General features: G+C 70.9%; 20 protein-coding genes. 5 read left to right on the top strand and 15 right to left on the bottom strand.

The genetic code is table 11. The features are described 5' to 3' along the window. Positions 1 to 165: 165 nt before the first annotated feature. The 3 genes from FHS74_RS13065 to FHS74_RS13055 all read left to right on the top strand — a co-directional run bounded on the left by FHS74_RS13065 (position 166) and on the right by FHS74_RS13055 (position 2,399). Positions 166 to 585, top strand: a complete 420-nt coding sequence (locus tag FHS74_RS13065; protein ID WP_184801064.1) for a CopG family transcriptional regulator — start codon at positions 166 to 168, stop codon at positions 583 to 585. A 51-nt stretch (positions 586 to 636) separates the two neighbouring features. After that, a complete protein-coding gene (locus FHS74_RS13060) occupies positions 637 to 1,827 on the top strand; it encodes an extracellular catalytic domain type 1 short-chain-length polyhydroxyalkanoate depolymerase (RefSeq protein ID WP_184801062.1) in 1,191 nt (396 codons plus the stop codon). A 131-nt stretch (positions 1,828 to 1,958) separates the two neighbouring features. Beyond that, on the top strand, positions 1,959 to 2,399 hold the full coding sequence (locus FHS74_RS13055; protein ID WP_184801060.1) for a hypothetical protein: 441 nt from the start codon (positions 1,959 to 1,961) through the stop codon (positions 2,397 to 2,399). A gap of 39 nt (positions 2,400 to 2,438) precedes the next feature. Here the strand turns inward: FHS74_RS13055 and FHS74_RS13050 are convergent, their stop codons facing one another. The 15 genes from FHS74_RS13050 to FHS74_RS12980 form a co-directional block, all read right to left on the bottom strand. Further along, a complete protein-coding gene (locus FHS74_RS13050) occupies positions 2,439 to 3,665 on the bottom strand; it encodes an MFS transporter (protein WP_184801058.1) in 1,227 nt (408 codons plus the stop codon). Positions 3,666 to 3,754: 89 nt separating this feature from the next. Then, the gene (locus tag FHS74_RS13045; RefSeq protein ID WP_184801056.1) at positions 3,755 to 6,343 is read right to left on the bottom strand and encodes an excinuclease ABC subunit UvrA; all 2,589 of its coding nucleotides are present in this window, start codon (positions 6,341 to 6,343) and stop codon (positions 3,755 to 3,757) included. Positions 6,344 to 6,454: 111 nt separating this feature from the next. Beyond that, positions 6,455 to 6,685, bottom strand: a complete 231-nt coding sequence (locus tag FHS74_RS13040) for a tautomerase family protein (RefSeq protein WP_184801054.1) — start codon at positions 6,683 to 6,685, stop codon at positions 6,455 to 6,457. A gap of 120 nt (positions 6,686 to 6,805) precedes the next feature. Further along, positions 6,806 to 8,542 carry a ubiquinone-dependent pyruvate dehydrogenase gene (gene poxB / locus FHS74_RS13035; protein WP_184801052.1) on the bottom strand — a complete coding sequence of 579 codons (1,737 nt, stop codon included), beginning with the start codon at positions 8,540 to 8,542 and terminating at the stop codon, positions 6,806 to 6,808. Between the two features lie 192 nt (positions 8,543 to 8,734). Next, positions 8,735 to 8,929, bottom strand: a complete 195-nt coding sequence (locus FHS74_RS13030) for a hypothetical protein (protein WP_184801050.1) — start codon at positions 8,927 to 8,929, stop codon at positions 8,735 to 8,737. 25 nt (positions 8,930 to 8,954) lie between these two features. Next, positions 8,955 to 9,908: an alpha/beta hydrolase gene (locus tag FHS74_RS13025; RefSeq protein WP_184801048.1), complete on the bottom strand. Its 954-nt coding sequence runs from the start codon at positions 9,906 to 9,908 to the stop codon at positions 8,955 to 8,957. A 31-nt stretch (positions 9,909 to 9,939) separates the two neighbouring features. Then, entirely contained in the window at positions 9,940 to 10,488 is a 549-nt protein-coding gene (locus FHS74_RS13020) for a helix-turn-helix domain-containing protein (RefSeq protein ID WP_184801046.1), read from the bottom strand. Between the two features lie 126 nt (positions 10,489 to 10,614). After that, positions 10,615 to 13,119 (bottom strand): ATP-binding protein, encoded by a 2,505-nt coding sequence (locus FHS74_RS13015; protein ID WP_184801044.1) that lies wholly within the window; start codon positions 13,117 to 13,119, stop codon positions 10,615 to 10,617. A 48-nt stretch (positions 13,120 to 13,167) separates the two neighbouring features. Then, on the bottom strand, positions 13,168 to 14,757 hold the full coding sequence (locus FHS74_RS13010) for an MFS transporter (RefSeq protein ID WP_211106268.1): 1,590 nt from the start codon (positions 14,755 to 14,757) through the stop codon (positions 13,168 to 13,170). Then, positions 14,754 to 15,836 carry an HlyD family secretion protein gene (locus FHS74_RS13005; RefSeq protein ID WP_184801042.1) on the bottom strand — a complete coding sequence of 361 codons (1,083 nt, stop codon included), beginning with the start codon at positions 15,834 to 15,836 and terminating at the stop codon, positions 14,754 to 14,756. Before FHS74_RS13005 ends, FHS74_RS13010 begins: the two co-directional genes overlap by 4 nt. Before the next feature lie 5 nt (positions 15,837 to 15,841). Further along, on the bottom strand, positions 15,842 to 16,957 hold the full coding sequence (locus FHS74_RS13000) for an FAD binding domain-containing protein (protein ID WP_184801040.1): 1,116 nt from the start codon (positions 16,955 to 16,957) through the stop codon (positions 15,842 to 15,844). A 3-nt stretch (positions 16,958 to 16,960) separates the two neighbouring features. Then, positions 16,961 to 18,190, bottom strand: a complete 1,230-nt coding sequence (locus tag FHS74_RS12995; RefSeq protein WP_246463099.1) for an MFS transporter — start codon at positions 18,188 to 18,190, stop codon at positions 16,961 to 16,963. A gap of 24 nt (positions 18,191 to 18,214) precedes the next feature. After that, positions 18,215 to 20,515, bottom strand: a complete 2,301-nt coding sequence (locus tag FHS74_RS12990) for a xanthine dehydrogenase family protein molybdopterin-binding subunit (protein WP_184801038.1) — start codon at positions 20,513 to 20,515, stop codon at positions 18,215 to 18,217. Then, entirely contained in the window at positions 20,512 to 21,000 is a 489-nt protein-coding gene (locus FHS74_RS12985; protein WP_184801036.1) for a (2Fe-2S)-binding protein, read from the bottom strand. Before FHS74_RS12985 ends, FHS74_RS12990 begins: the two co-directional genes overlap by 4 nt. Next, positions 20,997 to 22,277, bottom strand: coding sequence for a cytochrome c (locus FHS74_RS12980; protein ID WP_184801034.1), 1,281 nt, complete (start codon positions 22,275 to 22,277; stop codon positions 20,997 to 20,999). The genes FHS74_RS12985 and FHS74_RS12980 overlap by 4 nt, the downstream gene beginning before the upstream one ends. Positions 22,278 to 22,615: 338 nt before the next feature. Between FHS74_RS12980 and FHS74_RS12975 the strand changes: the two genes are divergently transcribed. Further along, on the top strand, positions 22,616 to 25,438 hold the full coding sequence (locus tag FHS74_RS12975) for an ATP-binding protein (protein ID WP_184801032.1): 2,823 nt from the start codon (positions 22,616 to 22,618) through the stop codon (positions 25,436 to 25,438). 86 nt (positions 25,439 to 25,524) lie between these two features. After that, positions 25,525 to 26,112: a helix-turn-helix domain-containing protein gene (locus tag FHS74_RS12970; protein ID WP_184801030.1), complete on the top strand. Its 588-nt coding sequence runs from the start codon at positions 25,525 to 25,527 to the stop codon at positions 26,110 to 26,112. Positions 26,113 to 26,233: the final 121 nt, after the last annotated feature.

Here is a 26,233-nt window from a genome sequence, read left to right as displayed (position 1 = left end):
ATCGGCGTTCCCCCCGCTGGTGTGGCCAAGACTCTATGGAGGCGACGATCGCTCAGGCGTTCGGCCTCTGCGCGGGCCCCGCGCCGAACAACCATCCCCTCTTGAAACACCCATGCCCAGGCCCCATTTCACCATCCATGTGGATGGTATTGAGATGGTGTAGAGATGGTGAACAATGTGCATGAACTCCGGCCCCGGGTTCCCGACAGCGAGAAGATCACGATCAACCTCGGCTTTGTCGACCTCGGCCATATCGACCTGCTGGTGCAGGAGGGGTTCTACGCCAACCGCACCGACTTCATCCGCACGGCGATCCGCAATCAGATCGAGCGCCACGGCGACGCCGTCCGGCAGGCGGTGACACGCAAGAGCGTCGACCTTGGCCTGCGCCACATCAGCCGACGGGAGTTGGAAGCGGCGCGGGACGCGGGGGAAATGCTCGACGTCCGCGTCCTGGGGCTGGCCAGCCTCGCCCAGGACATCACGCCTGAGCTTGCGCACGCCACCATCGCCTCGCTGACCGTGCTGGGCGGGCTGCACGCCAGCGTCGCCGTCAAATCCATCCTCGCCGACCGGATCCGGTGACCGGTCTGATCCCGCGCGATCACCCTTTCCGAAATGACAGAAAGCACCGACATGATTTTCAAACCTCTTGAGGGCATGACCCAGGCGGCGCGCCTCACGGGCGCCGGCAAGCTTGTCGAGGCGACCGCCCTGATCCAGCAACTGCTGCAGGGCGGAAAGGCGGCCCCCGCCAAGGGGCCTGACCCTTCGGTCATCGATGGGGAATTCACCGTCCTGGAACCGGCCCCCCCGGTGGCGCCCCCCTTCGGGATTCCGTCGCGGGGGGCCAGAACCGGCTTGGGCGAAACGCTCCGTCGTCTGGCCGCCCGGGCGATCCCCGGCGGCGTGGCGGATGGGTTGGGGCGCCCGGCACCCCAACCCGTGCCGGCCCACCCCATGCCGGCCCACCCCATGCCGGAAGGGGCCTCCTTCGCCACCGCGTCCCACAGCGAAGCGGGCGGAACACGCGCCTACAAGCTTTACATTCCCGCCAACCGTCCCAGCGGCCGGCGGCTTCCGTTGGTCGTCATGCTGCATGGCTGCACCCAGTCCCCCGATGATTTCGCCGCCGGTACCCGGATGAATCTGGCGGCGGAGGAGCATGGCTTCCTGGTCGCTTACCCGGAACAGCCCAACTCGGCCAACGCCAACAAGTGCTGGAACTGGTTCAGTCCAGGGGACCAGCGGCGCGACCGCGGTGAGCCTGCGCTGATCGCCGGGATCACCCGCCGGATCATGCGCGACCATCCGGTGGATCCCGGCCGCGTCTACGTCGCCGGGCTATCGGCCGGTGGTGCTGCGGCGGTGATCGTGGCGGCGGCGTATCCCGAGCTGTTCGCCGCGGTGGGCGTGCATTCCGGCCTGCCGTTGGGGGCCGCGCGCGACCTTCCCTCCGCCTTCGCCGCCATGCGCCACGGGGCCGCGGGCCAGGCCGGAGGGCTGGTTCCCACCATCGTCTTCCATGGTGACCAGGACACCACCGTTCACCCCAGCAACGGCGCGGCGGTGGTCGCCCAGGCCCTTGCGACCACGGACGGCTTGCGCTCCACCACGCGGCGCGAGGAGGCGCCCGGTGGACAGGCCTACACGCGCACCGTCCACGCCGATCCGTCCGGCCGGGCATTGTGCGAACATTGGACGATCCACGGTGCCGGCCATGCCTGGGCCGGGGGCAGCCCCGCAGGTTCCTACACCAACCCGCGGGGACCGGACGCCACGCGGGAGATGGTGCGCTTTTTCTTCGACCATCGACGCCCCGGGTGAGGGGCCGGGTGAGGGGTCGGGTGATGGCCCGCGTGATGGGTAGTTTCCGAGCCTCGTCCACGGTGGCGGCGACCGATAGGCTGCCTTGAGGCGCATGAAGATCTCAGCGCCACGGCAAGTTCGGTGGTGTCATGACGGCTGCAGAACCCTTGTCAGGGAACCCGCTGCTTGACGTTGCGCTGGATGCCTTCCTCTTCGCCTTCGTGGGCGTCGATGGCAAAGGCGTCCCGGTCACGGTTCTGTCGGCCCTGGCGCGTCTCGATTTGGACCCGTGGCAGGAGGCGGCGTCCCTGTCGCGGCTGCCGTGGGATCTGGCCGCGGCACGGCTCGCCTCGCTGATCCTGGCGTCGCCGACATGGTCGTTCAGCCCGGACGAGGCGACGCAATCGGCGTTTCGGCTGGCCGCCCTTCTGCCCCGCAGGGCAAATGAGCCCCATGTCCGTGGCGTCACTGTCCTGCGTCCCGGTCACCGGGACGGCGGCCCGGTCTCATCCTCCCCTGGCCTGAAATGGCTTTTGGTATGCGCGACGGTGGCGCTGATCATTCTTCAGCTGGCGATTTCTACACGATAGTGACGTGGGAATGATCATCCGCCCGGTGACGGCAGCTGTTCAGCGCGGTCGCGTCTCCGGTGCCCGCGCCAGCACCGGCAGCACCGCCAGTGCCACCAGGGCTATCATCGCGCCGGGAACGGGCGGCCATTCGGTGCGGGCGACCAAGGCCTGGGCGACAAACGGTGTAAGGCCACCGAACAGGGCGGTGGCTCCCGTGGCGCCCAGGGCCAGGCCGGTCAAGCGCCCTTCGCCGGGGAACTGTTCAGCCGTGGCCACCGCGCCGACCGCGCTGACCCCGCCGGCCACCGCGGCGAGAAGCGCGGCGCCAACCATCGCCAAGCCGGCCGATCCGCTGGCCATGAGCTGGAAAAGCGGGATCGGCATCAGGACCCCGCAAAGGGCGAGGGCAAGCAATACCGGCTTTCGCCCCCATTGATCCGAAAGCGCGCCGATGATCGGCGTGACCGCGATGACCACCAGAGCGGCGCCGGTGGACAGCCAGAGCGACATCCCTTCGCTCAATGATCCGGCCGAGGTCAGGAAGGCGGGCACATAGGTGATGCCGACATAGTAGGTGATCGACCCCAGGGCGGAGATCGCGAACGATCGCAGGATACCGGTCCGGTGATGGGCCAAGGCGTGGCGCAATGGCCGCGTGGGCATCGCGCCCGTCGCCGCCTGTCGTTCGAAATCCGGTGATTCCTGCATGCCGGCACGGGCGATCCAGACCGTCCCGGCCAGGGCCGCGCCGGCCAGGAAGGGGATGCGCCAACCCCATGATTCCAGGTCCGCCGCGTCCAGCAGATGCACGGTGGACGCGGACACCGCCACGGCAAGCAGGCCGCCGACCTCGCTTGCCGCCGAGGCGCAGGAGGTGACCAGGCCCCGTCGGCGGGCAGGGGCACCTTCCAGCAGATAGGCGACGACGCCGGTGTACTCGCCGCCCACCGAAAACCCCATGACACACCGGAGCAGAAGGAGCAGCCCGCCCGCGATCGGGCCCACCGCCTTGTAGGAGGGCAGCAGGGCGGTGGCCAGCATGGCGAGGCTCATCAAGGCCATGGACAACAGCATCATGGGACGTCGCCCAAAGCGATCCCCGATGTGCCCGAACACCAAGGCACCGAGCGGCCGCAGCAGATAGGCGACGGCGAACCCGCCCAGGGTGATCAGCAGCGAACTCGCGGTGCCGCCGAAGAAGACACGGGCGAGCACCGTCGCGAAATAGAGATAGAGCGTGAAGTCGTACCACTCCACGATCGTGGACAAGGCCGCGATCACCATCGAGCGACGGGACATGCCCGTGTGGGACAGGCCGGCATGCCCGGAGGTGGCGGGGATGGGTCGCTCGTCGACCGTTTCACGAGCGGGGGTCATAGGCCGTCTCGCCCCGCGCCACGGTCAAGACATCGTCGCAAGTGGATGGCGGTACGGCTGTCGGGGGTGTTCGCCACCAGGCGTGGCGCGCCGCTGGCCACCACGCGGCCACCTTCGTCCCCGGCGCCAGGGCCGATGTCGATCACCCAGTCGCTGGCCGCCGCCACGCTCATGTCGTGGTCCACCACCACCACCGTGTTGCCAGCCGCCACCAGGGCGTCCAGCTGGGCCACCAGCCGCTCCACGTCGGACGGGTGCAGGCCGGTGGTGGGCTCGTCCAGCACGTACAGCGCGCCGCCCTTCTGCGCCCGTTGCAGTTCGGTCGCCAACTTGATGCGCTGCGCCTCCCCGCCGGAAAACTCGGTGGCCGGCTGGCCCAGCCGCAAGTAGTTCAGGCCGACCTCGCGCAGCACCTTGAGGGAGCGGCGGATGGTGGCCACGTCGGCGAAGAAGTCCCAGGCGGCCTCCACTGTCAGGTCCAGGACGCCGGCGATGGTCTTGCCGCGATAGGTGATCTCCAGCGTCTCGGCGTTGTAGCGGGTGCCGTGGCAGAGAGGGCAGGGGGCGTAGACGCTGGGCAGGAACAGCAGCTCCACCATGACGAACCCCTCGCCCTCGCAGCGGGGACAGCGGCCCTTGGCCACGTTGAAGGAGAAGCGGCCGGCGTCGTAGTGCCGTCGCCGGGCCTCCGGCGTCGCGGCGAACAGGGCGCGCACATGATCCAGCAGGCCGGTGTAGGTGGCGAGGTTGGAGCGTGGGGTTCGGCCGATGGGCTTCTGGTCCACCTGGATCAGCCGCCTGATGCCGCCCAGGCCGCCCTCGATCCGGCCCTGGGTGGCGGCCTCCGGTTCCTGCTCCAGCATCGCCTCGGCGTCGGCGGGTTCCCCCTCCACGATGACCGGGGCGCCCAGGGCCTGGGCCACCAGTTCCACCAGCGCCTGGCTGACCAGGCTGGACTTGCCGGATCCGGAGATGCCGGTGACGGTGGTCATGACGCCCAGGGGGAAGGCGCAATCCAGGTCGTTCAGGTTGTTGCGGGTGACGCCCGCCAGCCGCAGCCAGCCTTGCGGGTCCCGCCGCGTCCGCGCCCGCCCGTCCCCGGCGTCCGCGAACAGGTGGCGGGCGGTCTGCGAGGCGGCCACCCGCCGCAGCCCTTCCGGCGGGCCGCTGTAGAGGATGGTGCCACCGCCCTCGCCGGCGGCGGGGCCGACATCGACGATCCAGTCGGCGTGGCGCACCACGTCCTGGTCATGCTCGACCACGAACAGGGAATTGCCCACCGCCTTCAGTCCGTCCAGCGCCCGCAGCAGCGCCTGGGTGTCGGCCGGGTGCAGGCCCGCCGATGGTTCGTCCATCACATAGACGACGCCGAACAGGCTGGACACAACCTGTGTCGCCAGCCGCAGGCGCTGCAGTTCCCCCGGCGACAGGGTGGGCGTGCTCCGTTCCAGCGTCAGATACCCCAGGCCCAGATCCAGCAGCACGGCCAGACGCTTGCACAAATCGGCCGCGATGCGGGTGATGACCAGGGCCGTTTCCGGGCGGGTCTGGCGCAGGCGGGCCAGCCTGTCCGAGCCGTCGTCGGCATAGGCGCCGAAAATCGCGGCGAAGCGCTTGATGGGCAACCGGCCCATGTCGGCGATGTCCAGCCCCTCGAACGTCACCGACAGCGCTTCCCGCCGCAGCCGCTTGCCGGCACAGGTGGGGCAGGCGCTGCTGACCATGAAGCTGGCGGCGCGCTTTTTCATCATCGCGCTCTGGGTGGTGGCGAAACTGTGCAGCACGTGACGCCGGGCGCTGGAGAAGGTGCCCATATAGTTGGGCTCCAGCTTGCGGCGGATGGCCTCCTTGACTTCGGATGCCGTGAATCCCGGGTAGACCGGCACCTCCGGTTGTTCGTCCGTGAAAAGAATCCAGTCGCGGGTCTGCTGCGGCAGGTCGCGCCAGGGGGTGTCGACGTCGATACCCAGGGTGATCAGGATGTCGCGCAGGTTCTGTCCGCCCCAGGCGGTGGGCCAGGCCGCCACCGCCCGTTCGCGGATGGTCAGCGACGGGTCGGGCACCATGGAATCCTCGGTGACCTCATGCACCCGGCCCAGGCCGTGGCAGGTGGGGCAGGCCCCCTCCGGCGTGTTGGCGGAGAAGGCCTCCGCCTCCAGGTGGGGCTGGCCAGCGGGATAGTCGCCCGCGCGGGAATAGAGCATGCGCAGCAGGTTGGACAGGGTGGTGACGCTGCCGACCGAGGAGCGCGCGGTGGGTGATCCGCGTTGCTGCTGCAGGGCCACGGCGGGGGGCAGGCCGTCGATCGCGTCCACGTCCGGCACGCTCATCTGATGGAACAGGCGGCGGGCGTAGGGCGAGACCGATTCCAGATAACGGCGCTGCGCCTCGGCATACAGGGTGCTGAAGGCCAGCGAGGACTTGCCGGAGCCGGAGACACCGGTGAACACCACCAGCGCGTCGCGCGGGATGTCCACGTCGACATTCTTCAGGTTATGTTCCCGCGCGCCGCGGACACGGACGAAGCCAGGCTTCGCGCCTGGGTCCAAAGGATCGGCATCGGCGGGATCACGGCGTTCGTGCATGGGTCTGCCTCCTGCGCCGGGACAGGCGTCCTGGCCGGGGCCAAGGTGCCACAGGCCGCCGCCCTATGGCATTGAACGATGGTGGGGCTGACCGTCGGCGTGTTGTGGCGGTCAAAGCGGGTTGTAGTCGGGCTTCTTGAACAGCGTCGCGGCCTTGTCGACGATGTCGGGGCGGTAGACCGCTTCCGCCCAATCCGCTGGCGCCACATCCTCGACGCCCACGGAAACCGCACCCTCGCGCGATCCCAGCACCGCGATGACGGCCTGGGCCAGGGCCTCGGCCAGAGCGGCCTTTTTCTCATCAGACTGCCCGGCGTAGAGTTTCATGATCACGTGAGGCATGGTTTCTCCTTTCGGATGGGCGCGGCACCCATCACGGAACTTTTCCTTTACCACCAGCGGGGCGGGAAATCAGTCGGCCATCCCGCCCCAATCCGCCCCGCTTTGGGTCGGCGCGTCCGGTCAGCGCCACAGGTTGGTGCGGGCCAGATCGACCAGTTCGTCCCCCCGGCCGCTCATCACCGCCTTCAGCATGTACAGGGTGAAGCCTTTGGCCATCTGTAGGTTGATGGCGGGCGGGATGGGCAGTTCGGTCCGCGCCACCACGGCGTCGACCAGCACCGGGCCGTCATGGGCGAAGGCCTCGCGCAGGCCCGGCTCCACCTCATGGGGGGCTTCCAGGCGTATGCCTTTGATGCCCACCGCCTCGGCCAGCGCGGCGAAGTTGGGATTCTCCAGCGTGGTGCCGAAGGGCAGGAAGCCGGTCGACTTCTGCTCCACCTCGATGAAGCCCAGGGCGCCGTTGTTGAAGACGATGATCTTGGCCGGCAGCCCCTGCTGCTTGAAGGTCAGCAGGTCGCCCATCAGCATGGTGAAGCCGCCGTCGCCGGACAGGGAGATGACTTGGCGCCCGGGAAAGGCCGCCTGGGCGCCCAGCGCCATGGGCATGGCGTTGGCCATGGAGCCGTGCCAGAGCGAGCCCGCAAGGCGCCGCCGGCCGTTCATGGCCAGATACCGCGCCGCCCACACCGTGGGCAGGCCGACGTCAAAGGTGAACACGGCGTCGTCATCAGCCAGGTCGCTGATGGCCTTGGCCACCTGCTGCGGGTGGATCACGTGGTTGCCGGCGTTGGGTGCGGCCAGCGCGTCCAGGTCCTGGCGGGTGCTGCGGTAGTGGCGCACCGCCTGATCCAGATGGGCGCCGTCCGTCCTGGCCGCCAGGCGGGGCAGCAGGGCGCGGACGGTGGCGCCGACATCGCCCACCACGCCCAAATCCAGCGCCGTGCGGCGGCCCAGCTGGCCGGGGCGGATGTCGATCTGGGCGGTCCGCACGCCGGCGCCCTCGGGATAGAACTGACGATAGGGGAAGTCGGTGCCCAGCATCAGCAGCAGGTCGGTATCCTTCATGGCGTAATAGCCCGAGGAAAAGCCGATCAGGCCGGTCATGCCCACGTCATAGGGGTTGTCATACTCCACATGCTCCTTGCCCTTCAGGGCATGGACGATGGGCGCCTTCAGCGTTTCGGCCAGCGCCACCACAGCGTCATGCGCGCCGGCGCAGCCGGAGCCGCAGAGCAGGGTGATGCGGTCGGCGTCGTTCACCAGGGCGGCCAGGGCGTCCAGTTCCGCCTCTGCCGGCACCACCACCGGCGGTTTGGGCACGAGGCCGGCGGGCTTGGGCGCCGGCCCGGCCGCCGCTTCCCTCAGGGCGACGTCGCCGGGGATGACCACCACCGACACGCCCTGCTGGCCGATGGCGGTACGGATGGCAATCTCCAGGGTGCGGGGCATCTGCGCCGGGTCGGACACCAGCTCGCAATAATGGCTGCACTCCCGGAACAGGTCCTGGGGACGGGTCTCCTGGAAATAGCCGGAACCGATCTCGGGCGAAGGGATGTGGGCGGCGATGGCCAGCACCGGCACGCGCGAGCGGTGGCAATCGAACAGTCCGTTGATCAGGTGCAGGTTGCCTGGGCCGCAGCTGCCGGCGCACACGGCGATGCTGCCGGTCAGGTGGGCGTCGGCGCTGGCGGCGAAGGCCGCCACCTCCTCATGGCGCACGGGGATCCACGCGATGTCGCCCCGGCGGCGCAGGGCGTCGGTCAGGCCGTTCAGGCTGTCGCCCACGACCCCGTAGATGCGTTTGACCCCGGCGGCGGCCAGGGTGGCGATGAATTGATCGGCGACGGTGATGGACATGGGGACACCTCAATTCGGGGTGGTGTTGGCCGGCCGGCGATCCGTCGCTTGCGCGCGGATCCGGGGGTGATTATTCCCCCAGGCCGCCGGCCATTCTTGTCGGTCGCGAAGATGCTTTGAACATTTGCCGGTCAAGGGACCGCCGTTGGGCCTGACGCGCCGATGGCCGGAACCAAACGAAGCGGGGCGCTTTCAGTTCCCGATGCTGACCTCGGCATGGGGCGCCCGCCAGGTGCGGCGCCAGCGCGGCTGGGGAAGGGCGCGCGTTGTCAGGCGCAGCACCAGCCAATCCAGCTGGGCCAGCAGCAGGGCGCCGCCGCCCGGCCCGGTGCAGTAGTTGCCGGCCAGGGTCAGCAGGACGCGCAGGGATGGGATGGTGGTCGCCATGGGCCAGGTCTCCAGCTTGGTCGGCTCAGCGGTGCAAGGCGGCGGTCAGCGCGCGGCGGGCCACGGCCTGGGCGGCCAGGGTGGGCACCGTCTCCGCCAGGCCGTCCAGCCAGAAGAAATCGGGAATGGTGCCCATCAGGCGCAGGGCGGTGGTCTCCACCTCCGCCGCCATGAGCCGGCGCGCCAACGCCTCGCCGCCATCGCGGGCGGGATCGGCCTCCGCCGTCAGGATCACGGTGGGCGGCAGGCGCCGCAGGCGATCCAGCGGCAGCTCCAGTGGTGACAGCCCAGCCCACGGCACCTGATCCGGAAAGGCCTCCGCCGCCAACGCCTGGCAGCGGTCAGGGGCCAGCCAGGGCGACGCGGGCGCACCCTGGGCGATGGCACCCACCACCGGGTGGAACAGCAGCTGCAGGCGGAGGCAACCGTGCTGGGGCGGGGTGGCGGCCAGCTGGACTGCCAGGGCGCCGCCGCTGCCGTCACCGGCGATGGCGACGCGCGCCGTGTCCAGCCCCCGCCCCCCGCCATGGACCAGGGTCCAGTCCAGGGCGGCGCGGGCCCGTTTCAGCGCGGGCAGGGCCGGGCCTGGGCCCAGGTCCACGAAGACCAGGGCGGCCCCGCAGCTGGCCGCAAGCGCGGTCGCGGCGGCCCTGTGGGTCGTCCAGCCCCCCAAGGTCCACAGGCCCCCTGGCAGATAGAACAGCACCGGGGGCCTGGTCCCCGCCGCGCCGGGGGGCGAGACGATGCGGATGGCGACCGAACCCGTCCCGCCCACGGCCGGTACCAGGATAGTGGTGGCCGGTACCGCTGCCGCCCCGTCCTGCAGCAGCCGGGCGATGTCTTGCCGTTCGGCCGGGGTGTCCGCGCCATACGGCAGCAGGCCGGCCTCCGTCACCCGATCCAGGAAGCCCTGCACGCCCGGGTCCAGAATGGGGCAGTGGGCGGCGGGGGCCAGGCGGGCGGTCTTGTCCAATGTCATGGGAATCATCCTGGCGGGGTCCGGGAGGGGATCAGGCGATCAGCGAGACGTCGATGGCGTTCGCCCGGCGCCAGCTGGCCGGGCTGCTGCCCGTCACCTGGCGGAAGACGCGGCTGAGGTGCGCCTGGTCGGCGAAGCCGCAGGCGTCGGCGATGTCGGCCAGGCCGTCGTCGGTGTCCAGCATCAGGGCCTTGGCCCTCTCCACCCGCCGGGCGATGACGAAGGCGTGCGGTGACATGCCGAAGGTCTGGCGGAAGGCGGTGCAGAAATGGCTGGTGCTCAGCTTGGCCTCGGTCGCCAGCTCCTCATTGCTCAGCGTGCCGTCCAGGCGGCGCTCAACCAGGGCCGCCACGCGGCGCGCCTGCCAGGGCGCCAGGCCGCCGCGGGGCGCCTCCGCCGGGGCGCGGTTCAGCAGCAGGTCGCGCACCTTGACGATGCGGTCGCGGGCCTGGGCCACGTCATGCTCCACGGCCTGCGCCGCCTCTTCCAGCAGGCGGGTGACGATGGCCAAGTGGTTGGCTGGGGGCAGGCCGGCCAGGGCATCGAAAGCGTTCAGGGTGGCGGCAGGGGCGGTCATCATATCCTCCATCCGGGTTAGGTGCCCCCAAGGTGCTTGCCGATGGGGGACCGTCGATGAAGGCAGTGTCGGCCGGATGACCGCCAGACAGGGAGTTAAGCGATGTGAAGCGTTGGGTAGCGGGGGGCGTTAAGCCAGGCCGCGAAGCCAGGGGCCGTGCCACCCCGCAGTGGGATCGGGCCGCGCCGCGACCCTTGCCCTTGCCAGCGGGCAGCCGGCGACCGCGAACATCTCCTCCTGCATGGCGCTGATGTCGGCGGGTGGCGCCCCGGGCCGGCCAAGGACGCGGCCATAGCCGTGGACGAAGGCGTGCCAATGGTCCAGGGCATGCCGGGTGGTGCGCTGGGCCAACAGGTCGATCCAGGCGCCGGCCAATGCCGTCTCGCCGGCGGCGATGGCCACGGGGATGCAGCCGATGGCAAGGCCGTAGCAGATGGACAGGGCGTGGTCGGTGCCCACCGCGTCCTCGGCGCAGAGCCGGGCCAGGTCCAGGGCGCCGCCCACGTCGCCCATTTGCCATTGCAGACGCATCAGCAGGCTCAGGGCCGCCACCTTCCCGTCCACCTGCGCGTGGTTGGCGTGGTTGACCCGCACCGGATCGGCATCGGCGGCGATGACGGCCTGCAGCAGTTCCAGCGCCGGGGCGTGGTCACCCATGAAGTGATGCGACAGGGCCCGCATGTGCAGGGCGGTCTGGCGGTCGGCCAGGCCGGCACCGGGACCGATGCGGTCCGTGAATGCCTCGGCCAGCGCCAGGCTTTCGGCATAGCCGCCCGCCAGGATGCGATGGGCCCACAGCCCCCACAGGGCGCGGCGGGCCAGACCCTCGTCCCTGATGTCTTCGGCGATGGCCAACGCCCGCTGGAAAGCCTGGGCCATTTCGGGGACGGGGCCCCGCGTGTGCCACAGGGCGTGCCCATAGGCCGCCAGCAATTCCACCCGCTGCGCCGGATCGGCCGTGCCGCCCTGGTCCAGCACTGCCAGCACGCGCTCGGCCCGGCCCAGGAACTCATGCGCCAGCGACAGATGGAACCATAGGGACGCGCTGGCGACCATCAGGCCCAGGCCCAGGCCGACATCGCCCTCCTCCCCCACCGCCCAGTCCAAGGCGCCGCGGATGTCGTCGATGCGGCGGCTGTGGATGGCCAGCCAGTCGCGCGGCGCCTTGCCTTCCCAGGCCGCCTGGGCGTCGCCGAACAGTGAGATCATGTGGCGGGCGTGGGCGGCGCGGACGGACCTGTCCAGGCCGCTGTCGGCCAGGCGCTCATGCCCATAGTGGCGGGTGGTGTCCAGCAGGCGATAGCGCATGCCGCCAGGCTCCCGGCTGCTGACCACCAAGGACTTGGCCACCAGGTCGGCCAGGCCGTCCAGCACGTCGATTTCATCGCCGCCGGTCACCCCTTGGGCATCCGCCGCGTCGAATCCGGCGCGGAAGACCGACAGGCGGATCAGCAGGGTCTTCTCATTCGGCGCCAGTAGCTCATAGCTCCAGTCCAGGGCGGCGCGCAGGGTGCGGTGGCGGGGCAGGGCGGTGCGCCGGCCGCGGGTCAGCAGGTTCAGCCGGTCATGCAGGCGGCCCGCCAGCTCCGTCAGGTCCATCAGGTCCACGCGGGCGGCCGCCAGTTCGATGGCCAGGGGAATGCCGTCCAGGCGGCGGCAGATCTCCGCCAGCGCCGGGGCGGTGGCGTCGTCGACGGCGAAATCCGCCCGCACCGCCCGCGCCCGCTCGTGGAACAGGGCGGCGGCGGGATAGGCCAGCACGGCGGCGGCATCCTGGGCCCGCTCATCGGGGGTGGGCAGTGCCGGCAGGCGGTGCACCCATTCGCCCGCCGCCCGCAGGGGCTCCCGGCTGGTGGCCAGAATCATCAGGTCCGGCACCGCGCTCAGCAGCCGTTCGGCCAAATCGGCCACGGCGTCCACCAGATGCTCGCAATTGTCCAGCAGCAGCAGGGTCGGGGTCGTGTTCGAGGTTGTGGCGCCCAGGGTGGCGGCGATGGCGGCGAAGCGGTCGGCGCCTGATGCCGGCAGGCCCAGGACGGTGGCCAGGGTGCCTTCCACCCAGGCGGCGTCGGACACGGGCGCGAAATCCACGAAGCGGACCATCGTGGCCTGTCGCCGCGCCAACTCCGCCACCGTGGCCAGGGCCACCGAGGTTTTGCCGATGCCGCCCGGGCCGGCCAAGGTCAGAAAGCGGCGGTCGGGCAATTCATCCGCCAGGGCGGCCACGATGTCGGACCGGCCCAGCAGCCGCACCAGGGGGCGGGGGGTGGGGGATTCCACCACCAGTCGGACGGGCGCCTCCGGCACCTGGGCCTGGATCGGGGAAACGCGGGAAACGGGGAGGGTCAGGCGATAGCCGCGCCCAGCCTCGTTCACCACCAGGCCATCGTCGCCCAGGGCCTTGCGCAGGCCCGACAGGTGGACGCGCACGGCGCTTTCATCGATGGACTGGCCGGGCCAGACCTCGGCCAGCAGGCGGTCGCGGGTCACCAGTTCGCCGCCGGCGGCGGCCAGGACGGCCAGCAGGTTGGCGGCCCGCCCGCCCAACTTCACTGGCAGCCCGCCCTTCGTGAGGGTCAGCTGCGGCACGTCGAAGGTGAAAGCGCCGAAGGTGTAGCGTACGCCCTGGTCCATGATCGTCCTTTGAGTTCCGCGCTTTGTGCACCCGGCGCGCCGATGGCTTCAAGTCTTGGGCGTTTCCGGTCGCAGCCAGGCCGCCAGCAGGACGCAGCCCAGCGCGCCCACGCCCGCGGCCGCGAACCCGTCAATATAGGCCAGGACGGAGGATTGCTGCGCCACGGCGTTGGCCAGCAGCTTGGCCGCACCCAGGGCGGCGGTGCCGGTGTCGGTGCCATGGCTGGCCAGGGCGGCCTGGTACTGGGCCAGGCGGCTGGCGGTGGCGCCGGCCAACGGGTCGACATGCAGGCCCAGCAGGTTGGAATGCAGCTGCTCGCGCTGGCGCACGAAGGTCTGCATGAAGGCGACGCCGATCTCGCCGCCGAACAGGCGGCTGGTCTGCATCAGGGCGCCAATGGAAATGGCGTCCGCCGGGGTGATGGCGCGCACCACCAGCACCACCAGGGCGGTCAGCGCCAGGCACTGCCCCACCGCCTGCAGGGCCTGCGAGGGCAGGAAATCCCAGGTGGCCCATAGGCTGGTCAGGGCCGTGGCCTGCCAGCAGGCGACGGCGATCAGCAGCGCGCCGGCCGCTAGCACCCACCGCCCGTCCACCCGCGCCAGCAGATAGCCCAAGGGCAGGATCAGGGCGAACTGGGGCAAGGCGATGAACAGCAGCACCGGCCCCACCTGCAGCTCGCGGAAATTCTGCACCACCTGCAGGTACAGCGGGATGATGTAGGCCGTGGACAGGATGATGAAGCGGAAGCCCGCCAGCAGCAGCATGAGCAGCAGCAGGTTGCCGCGCAGCATCAGGCGCAGGTTCAGGAAGGGGCGGCGGCTGACGAACAGCTCGCGCACCACGAACAGGGCGGTGACCAGGCCGCCCGCCACCAGCAGCCCTACCACCAGGCCGCTGCGCGTCCAATCCAGGCGGTTGCCCTGGTCCAGCGCGGCATAGAGCAGGCCGAAGCCCACCGCCGCGTAGACGACGCCGGGGCCGTCATGATCCTTCAACAGGCTGGTGTTCAGCGGTTCCCGCGGAACCCCGATCCACACGCAGAGGAACATCAGGGGCAGGACCAGGCAATATTGCCAGTTCAGCCAGGCGATGGACCAGGTCTCGGCGTACCACCCCTCCAGCGCCGCGCCGATGTTCTGCGAGAATTCCGAATTCATGGCGTAGGCCGCGAGGCCGAAGACCACCAGCCGCGCCGGCAGGTTCAGGACGATGAAGCGGATGGTCAGCGGGATGAAGGTGCCGGCCCCCAGGCCGGACAGGAACTGCATCGCCAGGTACGCCGCCAGGTTGGGCGACAGCGGCGCCAGCAGGCTGGCCAGGAAGAACAGGCCGATACCGGTGAACAGCACCCGCCGCGCGCCGAACAGGATGCCAAGGTACGGGCAGGCCACGCCCACCACCATCTGCCCCACGCCATAGGCGGTGGTGATCCAGGCGCCCTCGTCAAAGCCGACGTGCAGGGCGCCGCGCAGATCGGTCAGGCCGAAGGTGGTGGCGCGGGCACCGAGGGTGGAGGCCAGCGCGCCCAGCAGCACCCCCAGGATGCCGATGTAGGGGCGCAGGCCGTCCAGTCCCGGCCACGGGCGAGCGGGCGGCGGTAGCGCGGCCGTTGTGGTCACGGCTGTCGCGATCACGGGCTGCCGCCGACGTCGATGGTGGCCACCACCGACATGCCGGGACGCACCAGGGTGCCCAGCGCCGGCACCGGGTCCAGCAGGATCTTCACCGGCATGCGTTGCACCACCTTGGTGAAGTTGCCGGTGGCGTTGTCGGGCGGCAGCAGGGTGAAGACGCTGCCGGTGCCCGGCGCCCAGCTGTCGACATGGCCGTGCAGGGTCAGATCCGGGAAGGCGTCGACCGTCACTGTCGCCGGGTCGCCCACCCGCACCTGGGTCATCTGGGTTTCCTTGTAGTTGGCCACCACCCAAACCTTGGGCAGGGCCATGACCCCGATGATCTGGGTGCCGACATTGACGAACTGGCCCGGCCGCACCTGGCGTTGGCCCACCATGCCGTCGGCCGGCGCCGTGATGCGGGTATAGGCCAGGTTGTTGCGGGCCAGGGCCAGCTGCGCCTCGCCCGCGCGCGCCTGGGCGGCCAGCTGCCGCTCCTGCACGTCCAGGCTGGCCAGTTGGGCCTGCTGCTGCGCCAGCTGGGCGGCGGCCAGCTGCGACTGCGCCACGGCCTTGGCGGCGTCGGCGTCGGCCTGTTCCACCTTCTGCGCCGTGCCGGCGATGCCGGTGCGCTGCAGGTCGCGCTGGCGCGCCGCCTCGGCCCGCGTACGGGTGACGTCCGCCGCCGCGCTGGCGATGGCCGCCTCCGCCTGGCGCACCAGGGCCCGCTGCACGTCGCGCTGGTTGCCCAGGTTGGCCAGGGCGGCGCGGGCCGCGGTCAGGCTGGCATCCGCCAGATCCAGTTGGGCCTGATAGTCCGACGGTTCGATCTGGGCGATCAGGTCGCCCTTGCGCACCGCCTGGAAGTCATCCACCGCGACCGTCTGGACATAGCCGGACACCTTGGCCGACAGGGGGGTCAGGTCACCGGTGACATAGGCGTCGGAAGAGGATTGGTGCCGGGCGGATCCCACCCAGCGATCCCAGTGCCCGGCCACGATCCAGACCAGGAGTCCGGCCGCCACCAGCGCGGCGGTGCGCAGCAGGGGGGCCAGCCATCGGCTGCCCGTCGGGGTGAGGGGGGCGGTTGGCGTGTCCATGGGAGTCACTCCAGCGCCGCGCCCAGGCGGCGGCCATAGGCGGCGATGGCGGATCCGGCCGTGCAGCGGTCATGGCTGTACAGGGCCAGCGCGTCGGCCAGGTGGGGCGTTTCGGCAAGGTATCGCCGCAGGGCCAGGGCGTCGCCGGCGGCCTTGGCCACGCCCATGGCGGTATGCGGACGCACGACGAAGGCGGCGTCGCCCAGCAGGGCGATGCGGCCAGCGGCCATCACCGGCGCCTCGTAATCGAAGATGGCCTGGATGAAGGGTCGCGGTTCCGCCGCCACCACGGCGGCGAAGGGCGGGGGCAGCAGGCGCGCCGCGTCCGCCCGCAGGGTGTCCGCCACCGGCGCCGGCAGCAGGCCTGGCGCCAGGGAATGGGGGTGGAAACGGCCGTCGGCGTCCGTCAGGGTGGCGGGCAGGGCCGCCGCCGGCACCGGCCGATACCACACCCAGTTATAGCGCCGGGCGCCGGCGGCGGTCTCCCCGCTCGGCCCTGGCACCAGATAGCCCAGGGCGTGCGACCGGGGCATCATGTAGAAGGCGAAGCGGTCGCGCAGCAGGGCGGCCTCCGGCGGCACCCGGTCTTCCGGGATCAGGCCGCGCCAGGCGACATAGCCGGCATAGCTGTTGGGTGACGGCACGCCGGTCACCGCCTCCCGCACGACGGAGCCCAGGCCGTCGGCGCCGATGACCAGGTCGGCTTCCTCCTGCCCGCCGTCGGCGAACGACAGGCGGGCCCCGTCCGCATCCTGGAACACGGCGCGGACGGGACGACCCAGCCGGTAGTCGTCATCGCGCAGCTTTTCCCGGATGGTGCGGTACAGATGGTCCCACGAGATCTGTGTCTGTGGCGTGGCGTGGCGTTCCGCGATGCCCCCGTCCCGGTCCAGGAAGATGCGCTCTCGGGCCACGACCCCAATATGGGCCACATGCTCGCAGCCCACGGCCCGCAAGAGGGCGAACAGTTCCCGCTGGCTGACGAGGCCGGCGCCCCGGCCGCCCAGGCCACCGATCGACCGTTCATAGACGCGGACGTCGTGTCCATCCTGGCGCAGCAAGGCGGCGGCGAACAGCCCGCCCAGGGAGCCACCGACGATGCGAATGCGCAAACCGGCCATGGCTCAAGCCCCCGTCGTCGTGGCCGCCCGGCGGCGGCGCAGGCCCAGCAGGACCTGGATGCCAAAGGCCAGGACCGACAGGCCCCCGCCCAAGGTGCAGACGGCGGGCCAGGCGCCCAGCTTCCAGGCGGCGGTGGCGGCGGCGGAGCCCAGGGCGCCGCCCAGGAACATGCAGCCCATGAACACGGTGTTCAGGCGGCTGCGGGCCTGGGGGTCCAGGGCGAAGACGATGGCCTGGTTGGAGACCAGGGCGCCCTGCATGCCGAAATCCAGGATGACGACGCCGACGACCATGGCCCAGATGTTGGCCCAGGACCCGAACAGCAGCCAGGCCAGCAGGGTGACGACGGAGCCCAGGATCACCACCAGATGCGGGCCACGCTGGTCCGCCAGGCGGCCGGCGATGGGGGCGGCCACCACGCCGGCGGCGCCGATGACGCCAAACAGGCCGGCGATGTCGGCGCCGAGGCCGAAGGCCGGCTGTTCCAGGCGTAGCGACAGGATGGTCCAGAAGGCGGTGAAGGCGGCGAACAGGGCGCCCTGGGTCAGGGCGGCGGCGCGCAGGGCCGGGTGCCGCCGCCACAGATGGGCCAGCGAGGCCAGGGCCTGGCCATAGCGCAGCGGGCTGGCGGGGGCATGGCGGGGCAGGGTGGCCGCCATCAGGGCCGCCGTGCCCCAGGCCAACGGCACCGCCAGCCAGAACATGGCCCGCCACCCGTGATGGGTGGCCACGAAGCCGCCCAGTGTGCGACTGAACAGCACGCCGCATAGCAGGCCGCTCATCACCATGCCGATGACGCGGCCGCGACGCTCCGGTGCCGCCAGGGTGGCGGCGAAGGGGACGATCTGCTGGGCGACGGTGGACAGCACGCCGATGAACAGCGAGGCGACGGCCAGCGCGCTGGCGGTGGGCGCCACGGCGGCGGCGGCCAGCGCCAGCCCGATGGCCAGCAGCTGCAAGACGATCAGCCGTCGCCGGTCCACCAGGTCACCCAGGGGCACCAGCAGCACCAGGCCGGCGGCATAGCCCAGCTGGGTGGCCGTGGGTACGAAGCCCGCCAGGGCGGCGCCCCCGAACTCCCGCTCCAGAATGCCCAGCATGGGCTGGTTGTAATAGATGTTGGCCACGGCGATGCCGCAGGCCAGGGCCATGGCCACGGTCAGCGCGCCGGTCAAGTCCGGCGCCTGGGGCTCCGGCAGGGGGGAGGCTTGGGTCATGGAAACCTTGGTCATGACGGGGCTTTCAGGGAAACGGGCTCAGACGGGGCCCAGGGCGGCCTTGAGGCGGTCGGGGGCCAGGGGCATGTCGCGCAGGCGCACACCCGTGGCATCGGCGATGGCGTTGGCCAGGGCGGCGGCGGTGGGGCCCTGCGCCGCTTCGGCGGTGCCCAGGAAGGGCAGGCCCGGGCGGTCCACGACCCGCACGTCGATGGTGCCCGGCACATCCTGGAAGCGCAGGATGGGATAGCCGCTCCAATCGAAAGCGGCGCGGCGCTCCGGGCTGAAGGCCATGGCCTCATGGCCGGTCCAGCTCAGGGACTGGATCAGGCCGCCTTCGATCTGGTTGCGCACGCCATCGGGGTTGGCGGGCTGGCCGCAATCGACGGCGGCGAAGGCCCGGCGCACCCAGGCACGGCCGGTTTCCCGGTCAATCTCGACCTCCAGCGCCACGGCGCAATAGGCGCCCAGGTTCTTGTAGCGGGCGAACGCCATGCCGCAGCCCCGGCGGCCGTCGCCCCGGGGCCGTCCCGCCCAGTCGAAGCCCGCGGCCATGGCCTGCATCACGTCGCGGGCGCGCGGGTCCTCCATATGGGCAAGACGCAGGGCCAGGGGGTCGATGCCGGCGGCGGCGGCCAGCTCATCCAGCATGCTTTCGATGGAAAAGACGTTCAGGTGCGCCCCCAGGGACCGCAGGGCGGAGACGCGGACGGGCATGTCCTTCAGGAAGTGATACAGGACGTGGGTGTTGGCGAAGGTGTACAGCGGGTTGGAATTGCGGCTGCCGTCGCCCTCCGGCATGGGGATGGGCTTGCCCTCGGGTGCGGCGAAGGGCGGATCGACCTCCGCCCCGGCCAACACGCCGCCGGCCCCCACGGGCCGGTTGTTGTGCGGGTTGCTCCATACCTCGTGGCGCCAGGCGACGATGCGGTTGTCGGCGTCCAGCGATGCCGCCAGCCGGGTCACCATGCCGGGGCCCAGCGGCTCCCACCCGAATTCCTGTTCCCGCATCCATTGCAGGCGGATGGGCCGTCCGGGCACGGCGAAGGCGATGACGGCGGCGTCCGCCGCCACGTCGTCGGCGCCGTTCTGGCCGTAGCAGCCGGCGCCCTCGGCATGGATGGCGTGCACCTTTTCCGCCGGCAGGCCCAGCAGTTCCGTCACCACCCGGGCGACGTCGAAGGTGCCTTGGCTGTGGGTCCAGATCGTCATCTCCCCATCCTGGAACCGGGCCAGCGCGCAGGACGGGCCGATCGAGCCGTGGCTGATCCAAGGCCGGGTGTAACGCGCCTGCACCGTGTGCACGGCGGGCCCGGTGGGCGTCCGGGTGTCCTCGATCGCGATGTCACGGGGTGTCAGGGTGTTCAGCACCGCCTCGACGGCGTCGCCAGACAGGGGCGCGCCGGTGGCAGCACCGGCGGGGAGCGGTGCAGTCACACGGGCGTGCGCCGCCCGCTGCAGATGGCGCAGGGCCTGGATGGCGGTCCACTGCCGCTCCGCCACGACGGCCAGAAAGGCGCCCCGGCGCACCACCTTGACCACGCCGGGCATGGCCTCCACCGCCTGGATGTCGGGCTCGACCAGGCGCGTACCCTCCGCCGGGCCCCGCACCACGCGGGCATGCAGCATGCCGGGCAGGCGCATGTCGTGCAGGTAGGCCGCCCCGCCCGTCAGCTTGGCGGGAATGTCCACCCGGGGTAGGGGCTTGCCCAGGGTGCGGTAGTCGGCGGGGTTGCGTAGGGGGGCGTCCGGCACGGCCGCGACATGCAGGGACAGGCCGGCGGCCAGGTCGCCATAGGCCGCCAGGCGACCGTCGGGGCCCCGCACATGGCCGTCCCCGGTGGTGGCCAGGCCGCCGGCCGGGACCCGCCACAGCGCGGCGGCGGCGTTGGTCAGCAGCATGCGCACGTTGGCGGCGGCGTTCAGGATGGCGGTGCCGCTATCCTGCATGGAATGGCTGCCGGCGGTCAGCCCTTCGTCCGGCGTGCGCCGGGTATCGGCCGTCACCAGGGTGATGGCCCCTGGCGGCAGGTCCAGTTCCTCCGCCGCCACCTGGATCAGGGCCGTGCGGATGCCCTGGCCCAGTTCCACCTTGCCGGTGAAGACGGTGACGCGGCCATCGCCATCGACGCGGATCCACGCGTCCAGCCACGGATGGTTCTTCAGGCTGCCCTTCAGGTCGGGGGCGATGACGGCGGGACCGGCACCGCCCTCCCCCCCGCCCGCCAACTGGGCCAGCGCCCGGGGCGCCAGGGAGAAGGCCACCACCAGCGCGCCGCCACCCCCCAGGAAGGCGCGGCGCGACGGCGCCTTGGCATGGTCCAGCGGGCTCATGCTCATGACCGCACCGCCTGCGGAACGGTGCCGCCCATCATGTCGGCCGCCCGGCGCACCGCCTTCAGGATGCGGCCGTGGGTGCCGCAGCGGCACAGGTTGGGCTGCATGTGGGCGCGGATCTGGGCGTCGGTGGGCCTGCGCACGCCATCCAGCAGGGCCTGAGCCCTCATGATCATTCCGGAAATGCAATACCCGCACTGGGCCGCCTGTTCCGCGATGAAGGCCTGTTGCAGGATGCCGGGGGTGTCGACGGTTCCCAGCCCCTCCACCGTCCGCACGCGCCGGCCCGCCACGGCGGCCACCGGGGTGACGCAGGAGAAGACGGGCTTGCCATCCACATGCACGGTGCAGGCGCCGCACTGGCCCAGGCCGCAGCCGTACTTGGCGCCGTTCAGCGCCAGGTCATCGCGCAGCACATAAAGCAACGGGGTATCGGGGGGGGCGTCCACCGCGTGGTCCACGCCGTTCACGGTCAGGGTGATGGTCATGGCTGCTGGCCCTCCTTGCGGGCGGTGGCGCTCTCGCGCGTCAGGTTCGTCCAGGCGGGCCGGTCGCTGTAGCGGGCGCGCAGATAGGCCGCCACCTCCGCCACCTGGCCGTCGGTCAGGGAATTGGCGAAGGGCGGCATGAACGGGCCGGCGGCGCCGACGGGGGGGCGCAGCCCTTCCAGGATGGCGCGAACCACATTCGCCGGCTCCTCCAATTGCAGGCCGCTGGCCAGGCCCAATCCTGGGCGGCCGCCCGTCAGCATGGGGGCGCCCGCCTCATGGCAGCCGCCGCACGCGCCGGCGAACAGTGCCGCGCCGGCGGGGTGCGCCTGCGCCGCGGCATCCGCGTGGTCCACCGGCCCCGGCCCCGGCCCGGGCCGGCCGTCCATCCGCAGCGAGGCGACGTAGACGGCGATGGCCCGGACCTCATCTTCCGGGATGGCCGACAGGTCATGCGTCACGGGCCCCATGGGGCCGGCGGCCGCGCCGTGCTCTCCGTCCATGCCCGTGCGCAAATAGCGGTAGAGGCCGTCGGCGGTCCAGGGGATGGGGGCCGGACTGCTGCCATCCAGGGGCGGTGCGACCCAGCCCTCGGCCACGCCGCCGGCATAGGCGCGGCCGGTCTCTTCCCCGCCCAGGGGATTGCGCGGGGTGTGGCAGCCCCCGCAATGGCCCAGTCCTTCCACCAGATAGGCGCCGCGGTTCCACTGGGCGTCCCGGTCGGTTCGCGGTGGAAGGGCGCCTCTATGCAGGAACAGGAGCTTCCAGCCCGCGAGTAGCGGTCGGAACCCCAGGGGAAAAATCATATGGTTGGGCTGCGGCGGCGCCGACACGGCTGGGCGCGTCATGAGGAAGGCGTACAGCGCCTCCACGTCGCCATCAGTGACATGGGTATAGTGTTCATAGGGCAATGCCGGATAGAGGTGATGGCCGTCGCGGGCCACACCCTCGCGCAGGGCGCGGGTGAAGGCGTCCAGCGACCAGGTGCCGATGCCCGTGGCGATGTCCGGCGTGATGTTGGTGGTGTACAGGGTGCCGAATGGCGTGGGCAGCGGCCGGCCACCGGCATAGGCCGCCCCCCTGTCCGCCGTGTGGCAGACGGCGCAGTCGCCGATGGCCGCCAGAACGGCGCCCCGCGCCACCCGCGCCCGATCGAAACTGGCGGCGTCAGGTCGGGCGATGGCCGGCAGGGGCGCGCGATAGGCCACGGCCAGGGCGGCCAGTCCGCCCAGGGCAATGCAGGCAGCCGCGGCCCCCACCCAATGCTTGCGTCTCATTCCGGCATCCCTTATTCCGCTGCCCGGCCGATGCTGATGGGCGCATCTCCGCCGGGTGACAGGACCATGCCCGAAATCCTCCAGGGCCGATTGGATGCCTCAACCTGATTTTGAATATGCTTAGGACGGCGATGCCCCCGGGGCCGTATCCGCGCCCTGCCCTGCCAAGAGGGTGTACGCCCCTACCTAATTCGTCGCGCACCCATCTTCAAAAATGCGCATAATCGACAAGATTGCGGATGGGGTCGGTACCTAGCTTGGGTGGTGATTCCGCGCTTTTGACTGCTTCGGGCGAATCCCGTGCTCCCATTTTGCCCCCCCCCAACCTGGATGTGACGATGCCACACCGGCAGATCTTCTCATTCGGCGACTGTGAGCTGCACCTTCCCGGGCGTGTGCTGCTGAGGGGCGGTGCGCCTGTCCGCTTGGGTGACAGGGCGCTGGACATCCTGGTGGCACTGGTCCTGCGCGCGGGCCAACTGGTGGGTCGTGACGAGCTGCTGGCGGAGGTGTGGCCCAACACGACGGTGGATGACGGCGCGCTGCGCGTGCACATGTCCGGCCTGCGCCGCGCCTTGGGCGACGGTCAGGCGGGCGCCCGCTACATCGTGAACCATGTGGGGCGGGGCTATCGGCTGGTGGCCCCCGTTTCCTGGCGCGCCGTAGGCGATGCCGCCAAGCCGGCGGCGGGCCTGACGCCGGCCCTGCCGGTTTCCCTGGACCGTGTCATCGGCCGGGCGGAGGTGGTCGAACAGTTGGCCGCCCGTGTCGCCGTTCGCCGCCTGGTCACCGTGGTGGGCCCCGGCGGCATCGGCAAGACGACCGTGGCGCTGGCCCTGTCGCGCCGCCTGGCGGCCGATGGGGACATGGGCGCCAGCTTTGTCGATTTCTCCCCGGTCACCGATGCCCAGCGCCTGCCCGCCGCCCTGGCTGCCGGTCTGGGGTTGGCCCCGTCACCCACGGATGACAGCCTTGACGAGGTGTTCCAGGCGCTGCGCGATGGGCGCCAACTGCTGGTGCTGGACAATTGCGAACATGTGGTCGAGGCAGCGGCGGCCTTGGTGGAGCAGTTGCTGAAAGGCTGCCCGGACCTGACCATCCTGGCGACCAGCCGCGAGCCGCTGCGCGCGGAAGGCGAATGGGTGCACCGCCTGGCCAGCCTATCCGTTCCGCCGGTCACGGTCACCGACCCCGACGCGATCCGCCGTCATTCGGCCGTGGCCATGTTCCTGGACCGGGCGGCGGCCGGTGACGGGCTGGAGACGGGGGTGGACGCCCTCATGGCGGTGGCGGCCATCTGCCGCCGGCTGGATGGCATCCCGCTGGCCATCGAGCTGGCCGCCGCCCGCATCGGGCGGCTGGAGGCGCGGGCGCTGATGACCGCGCTGAACGAACGCTTCACCATCCTGGGCCGGGGGCGCCGTACCGCCCCCCCGCGGCAGGAGACATTGCGCGCCACCCTGGACTGGAGCTTCGACCTGCTGCGGCCAGAGGAGCAGACGGTGCTGATCCGGCTCTCCGTCTTCCGATCCAGCTTCGACATCCGCGCCGCCATGGCCATCGCCGCCTCGGAGGAGATCGACGAACTGGCCGTCATGGATGCCGTCAGTGAGCTGGTGGCCAAGTCCATGATCACCATGGAAACGGTGAACGGCGAGAGCCGCTACGCCCTGCTGGCCGTCACCCGCCAGTACGCCCACGACCGCCTGGCGGACCAGCCGGGTCACCAGGCGGTGCACCGCGCCCACGCCCTCTATTGCCGGCGGCTGTTCGCCGACCTGGAACCGGCGTGGAGCGGCAAGGCTCCGATCGACTATCTGGAACGTCAGTCCCGTCATGTGGATGACATTCGCGCCGCGCTGGACTGGGCATTGGGGTCGGAGGGCGATCCGGCCATCAGCCTGTCGCTGATCATCGCCATAGCGCCGCTGTGGTTCCACCTGTCGCTGCAGGGCGAAATCCTGGACCTCGCCCAGCGCGCGGTGGAAGCGGCGGCCGGGCAGGAATGGGGCGAGACGGCGCAGCATGGCGAACTGCTGGTGGCTTATGGCCATGCCGTATGGCACGCCCGGGGGCCCACCCCTGCCATGGCGCAGGCCTTTGAGCAAGCCGAGGCGCTGGGCCGCCGGCTGCAGGAACGTCCGCTGGAGATGCGGGCCCTCTGGGGGCGCTGGGCCCAGAAGCTGGAGGCGGGGGACTACGCCGACAGCCTGGCGCTGGCCGACCGGTTCGCCGACCCGGCCCGACGTATGGGCGACATGACCAGTGTGCAGTCCGCCGACCATATGCGGGCCCTGTCCCTGCATTTCCTGGGCGACCAGCCGCAGGCGCAGGCCCTCGTGGAGGGAATCCTGCGGCGCGACCAGGCCTTCCTGGGCGGTGGCCGCGTCAACCATGCCCGGGTCGACAGCCGGCTGACCCTGATGACCTCACTGGCGCGCATCCACTGGCTGCGGGGCGACCTGGCGAGGGCGGCGGAGGCGGCGCGCTATTGCGCGGCGGAATCCCAGCGGCTGGAACATGATCTGACCGCCTGCTTCGGCTTGGCGCTCGGCGCCATACCGGTGGCCCTGTGGCTGGGCGATCATGATTGGGCCGCCCATCTGAACGGGGTTTTGCGCCAGCGCACCGCCGGTGGCGCGCTCCGCCATTGGGACGCGTGGGCGCAAGGCTATGCCTGTGTATTGGGGCAGGAGACGGCGCTGTCGTCGGCGACGACGGGCAAGCAGGTGGACATGCTGGCCACCCTGGGCTGGCAGCCGGCCCTGCATCTGGCGGCGTCGCGCGGGGGCGCCTGGTGCCAGCCTGAACTGATGCGCCACCTTGCCCTGGCGCGGGCGGCCGAGGGGGCCGTGGCGGAGGCCGATGCTCTGCTGCAGAGGGCCGCCCAGTTGGCGGATCGGCAGGGGGCCCTGTCCTGGTCCCTGCGCATCGCCATTTCCCAGGCCCGGCTGTGGCATGACCGCCAGCGGACGGACGCGGCGCTGGCGCAACTGCGCGACGTGCGCGGACGGTTCGGGGCTGGCGACAGGGCCGGCGATCTGAAGATCGCCGACGACCTGCTGGAAACCTTGCGGGGGGCGGTCCCCCAACTGGCCCCGCACCTTGGCGGCAGGGCGGGCGGACCGGTGGCAAACTTAACGGTGCTTCGCACCGGTTAACTCGAAGCCATCCGGCGTCGCCGGCATGATGGGGGTGGCCAGGCCTGTCCGCCGGGGCCATGCGTCGTTGCCCCCCAGGTGAGGTCATGCCCCCATCCCCCCTCCGGTCCCCCGTCCATCCTGGCGACGATGTGTCGTCGACGGTCGCCGACCTCCTGCGCCGGGCGCGGCAGGCGTTTGACCAGGACCTGGACACCACCCGCGACTGTATCGCCCGGATCCTGGTGCTGATGTCACCCCCAGAGGCATCGGGGCCAGGGGTGCTGACACCGGGGCCGGCGGGTGCGACGGAGCAGGAGGCGGAGAAGGGGGCGGCCCGAAGCATGGGCGGCCTGGCGCCTTGGCAGGAGCGCCGGGTCATCGCCCATATCGATGCCAATTTGGCCGCCGATCTGTCGAATGAGGCGCTGGCGGACCTCTTGCAACTGAGCCGCAGTCATTTCTGCGCCGTCTTCCGTCGCAGTCTGGGCGCGTCGCCGCGCAATTTCATCATTGAGCGCCGCCTTGCCGCGGCCACGCACCTCATGCTGCGGAGCGACGGGTCGCTGGCCGATATCGCTAGGGCCTGCGGCTTCAGCGACCAGGCCCATTTCTCCCGTCTTTTCCGCCGATCGCGGGGGGAGACGCCCAGCCGATGGCGTCGCCTGCGCCAAAGCGGTCCCCCAGGCGCCTGACGGGAAGGCGGCCGCGCGCCTAAAATTCAGATATTTCTGTCACTTGCCCGCAGGCTTGGTTTTCCGGATTAATGGTTCTGGCAGATTGCGGCCAGCTGGTCTCTTGCGGTACGACCGTTCC

It is taken from the genome of Nitrospirillum iridis, assembly GCF_014205765.1.
GTDB lineage: Bacteria > Pseudomonadota > Alphaproteobacteria > Azospirillales > Azospirillaceae > Nitrospirillum > Nitrospirillum iridis.
This window is presented reverse-complemented; position numbering and strand designations above follow the sequence as displayed.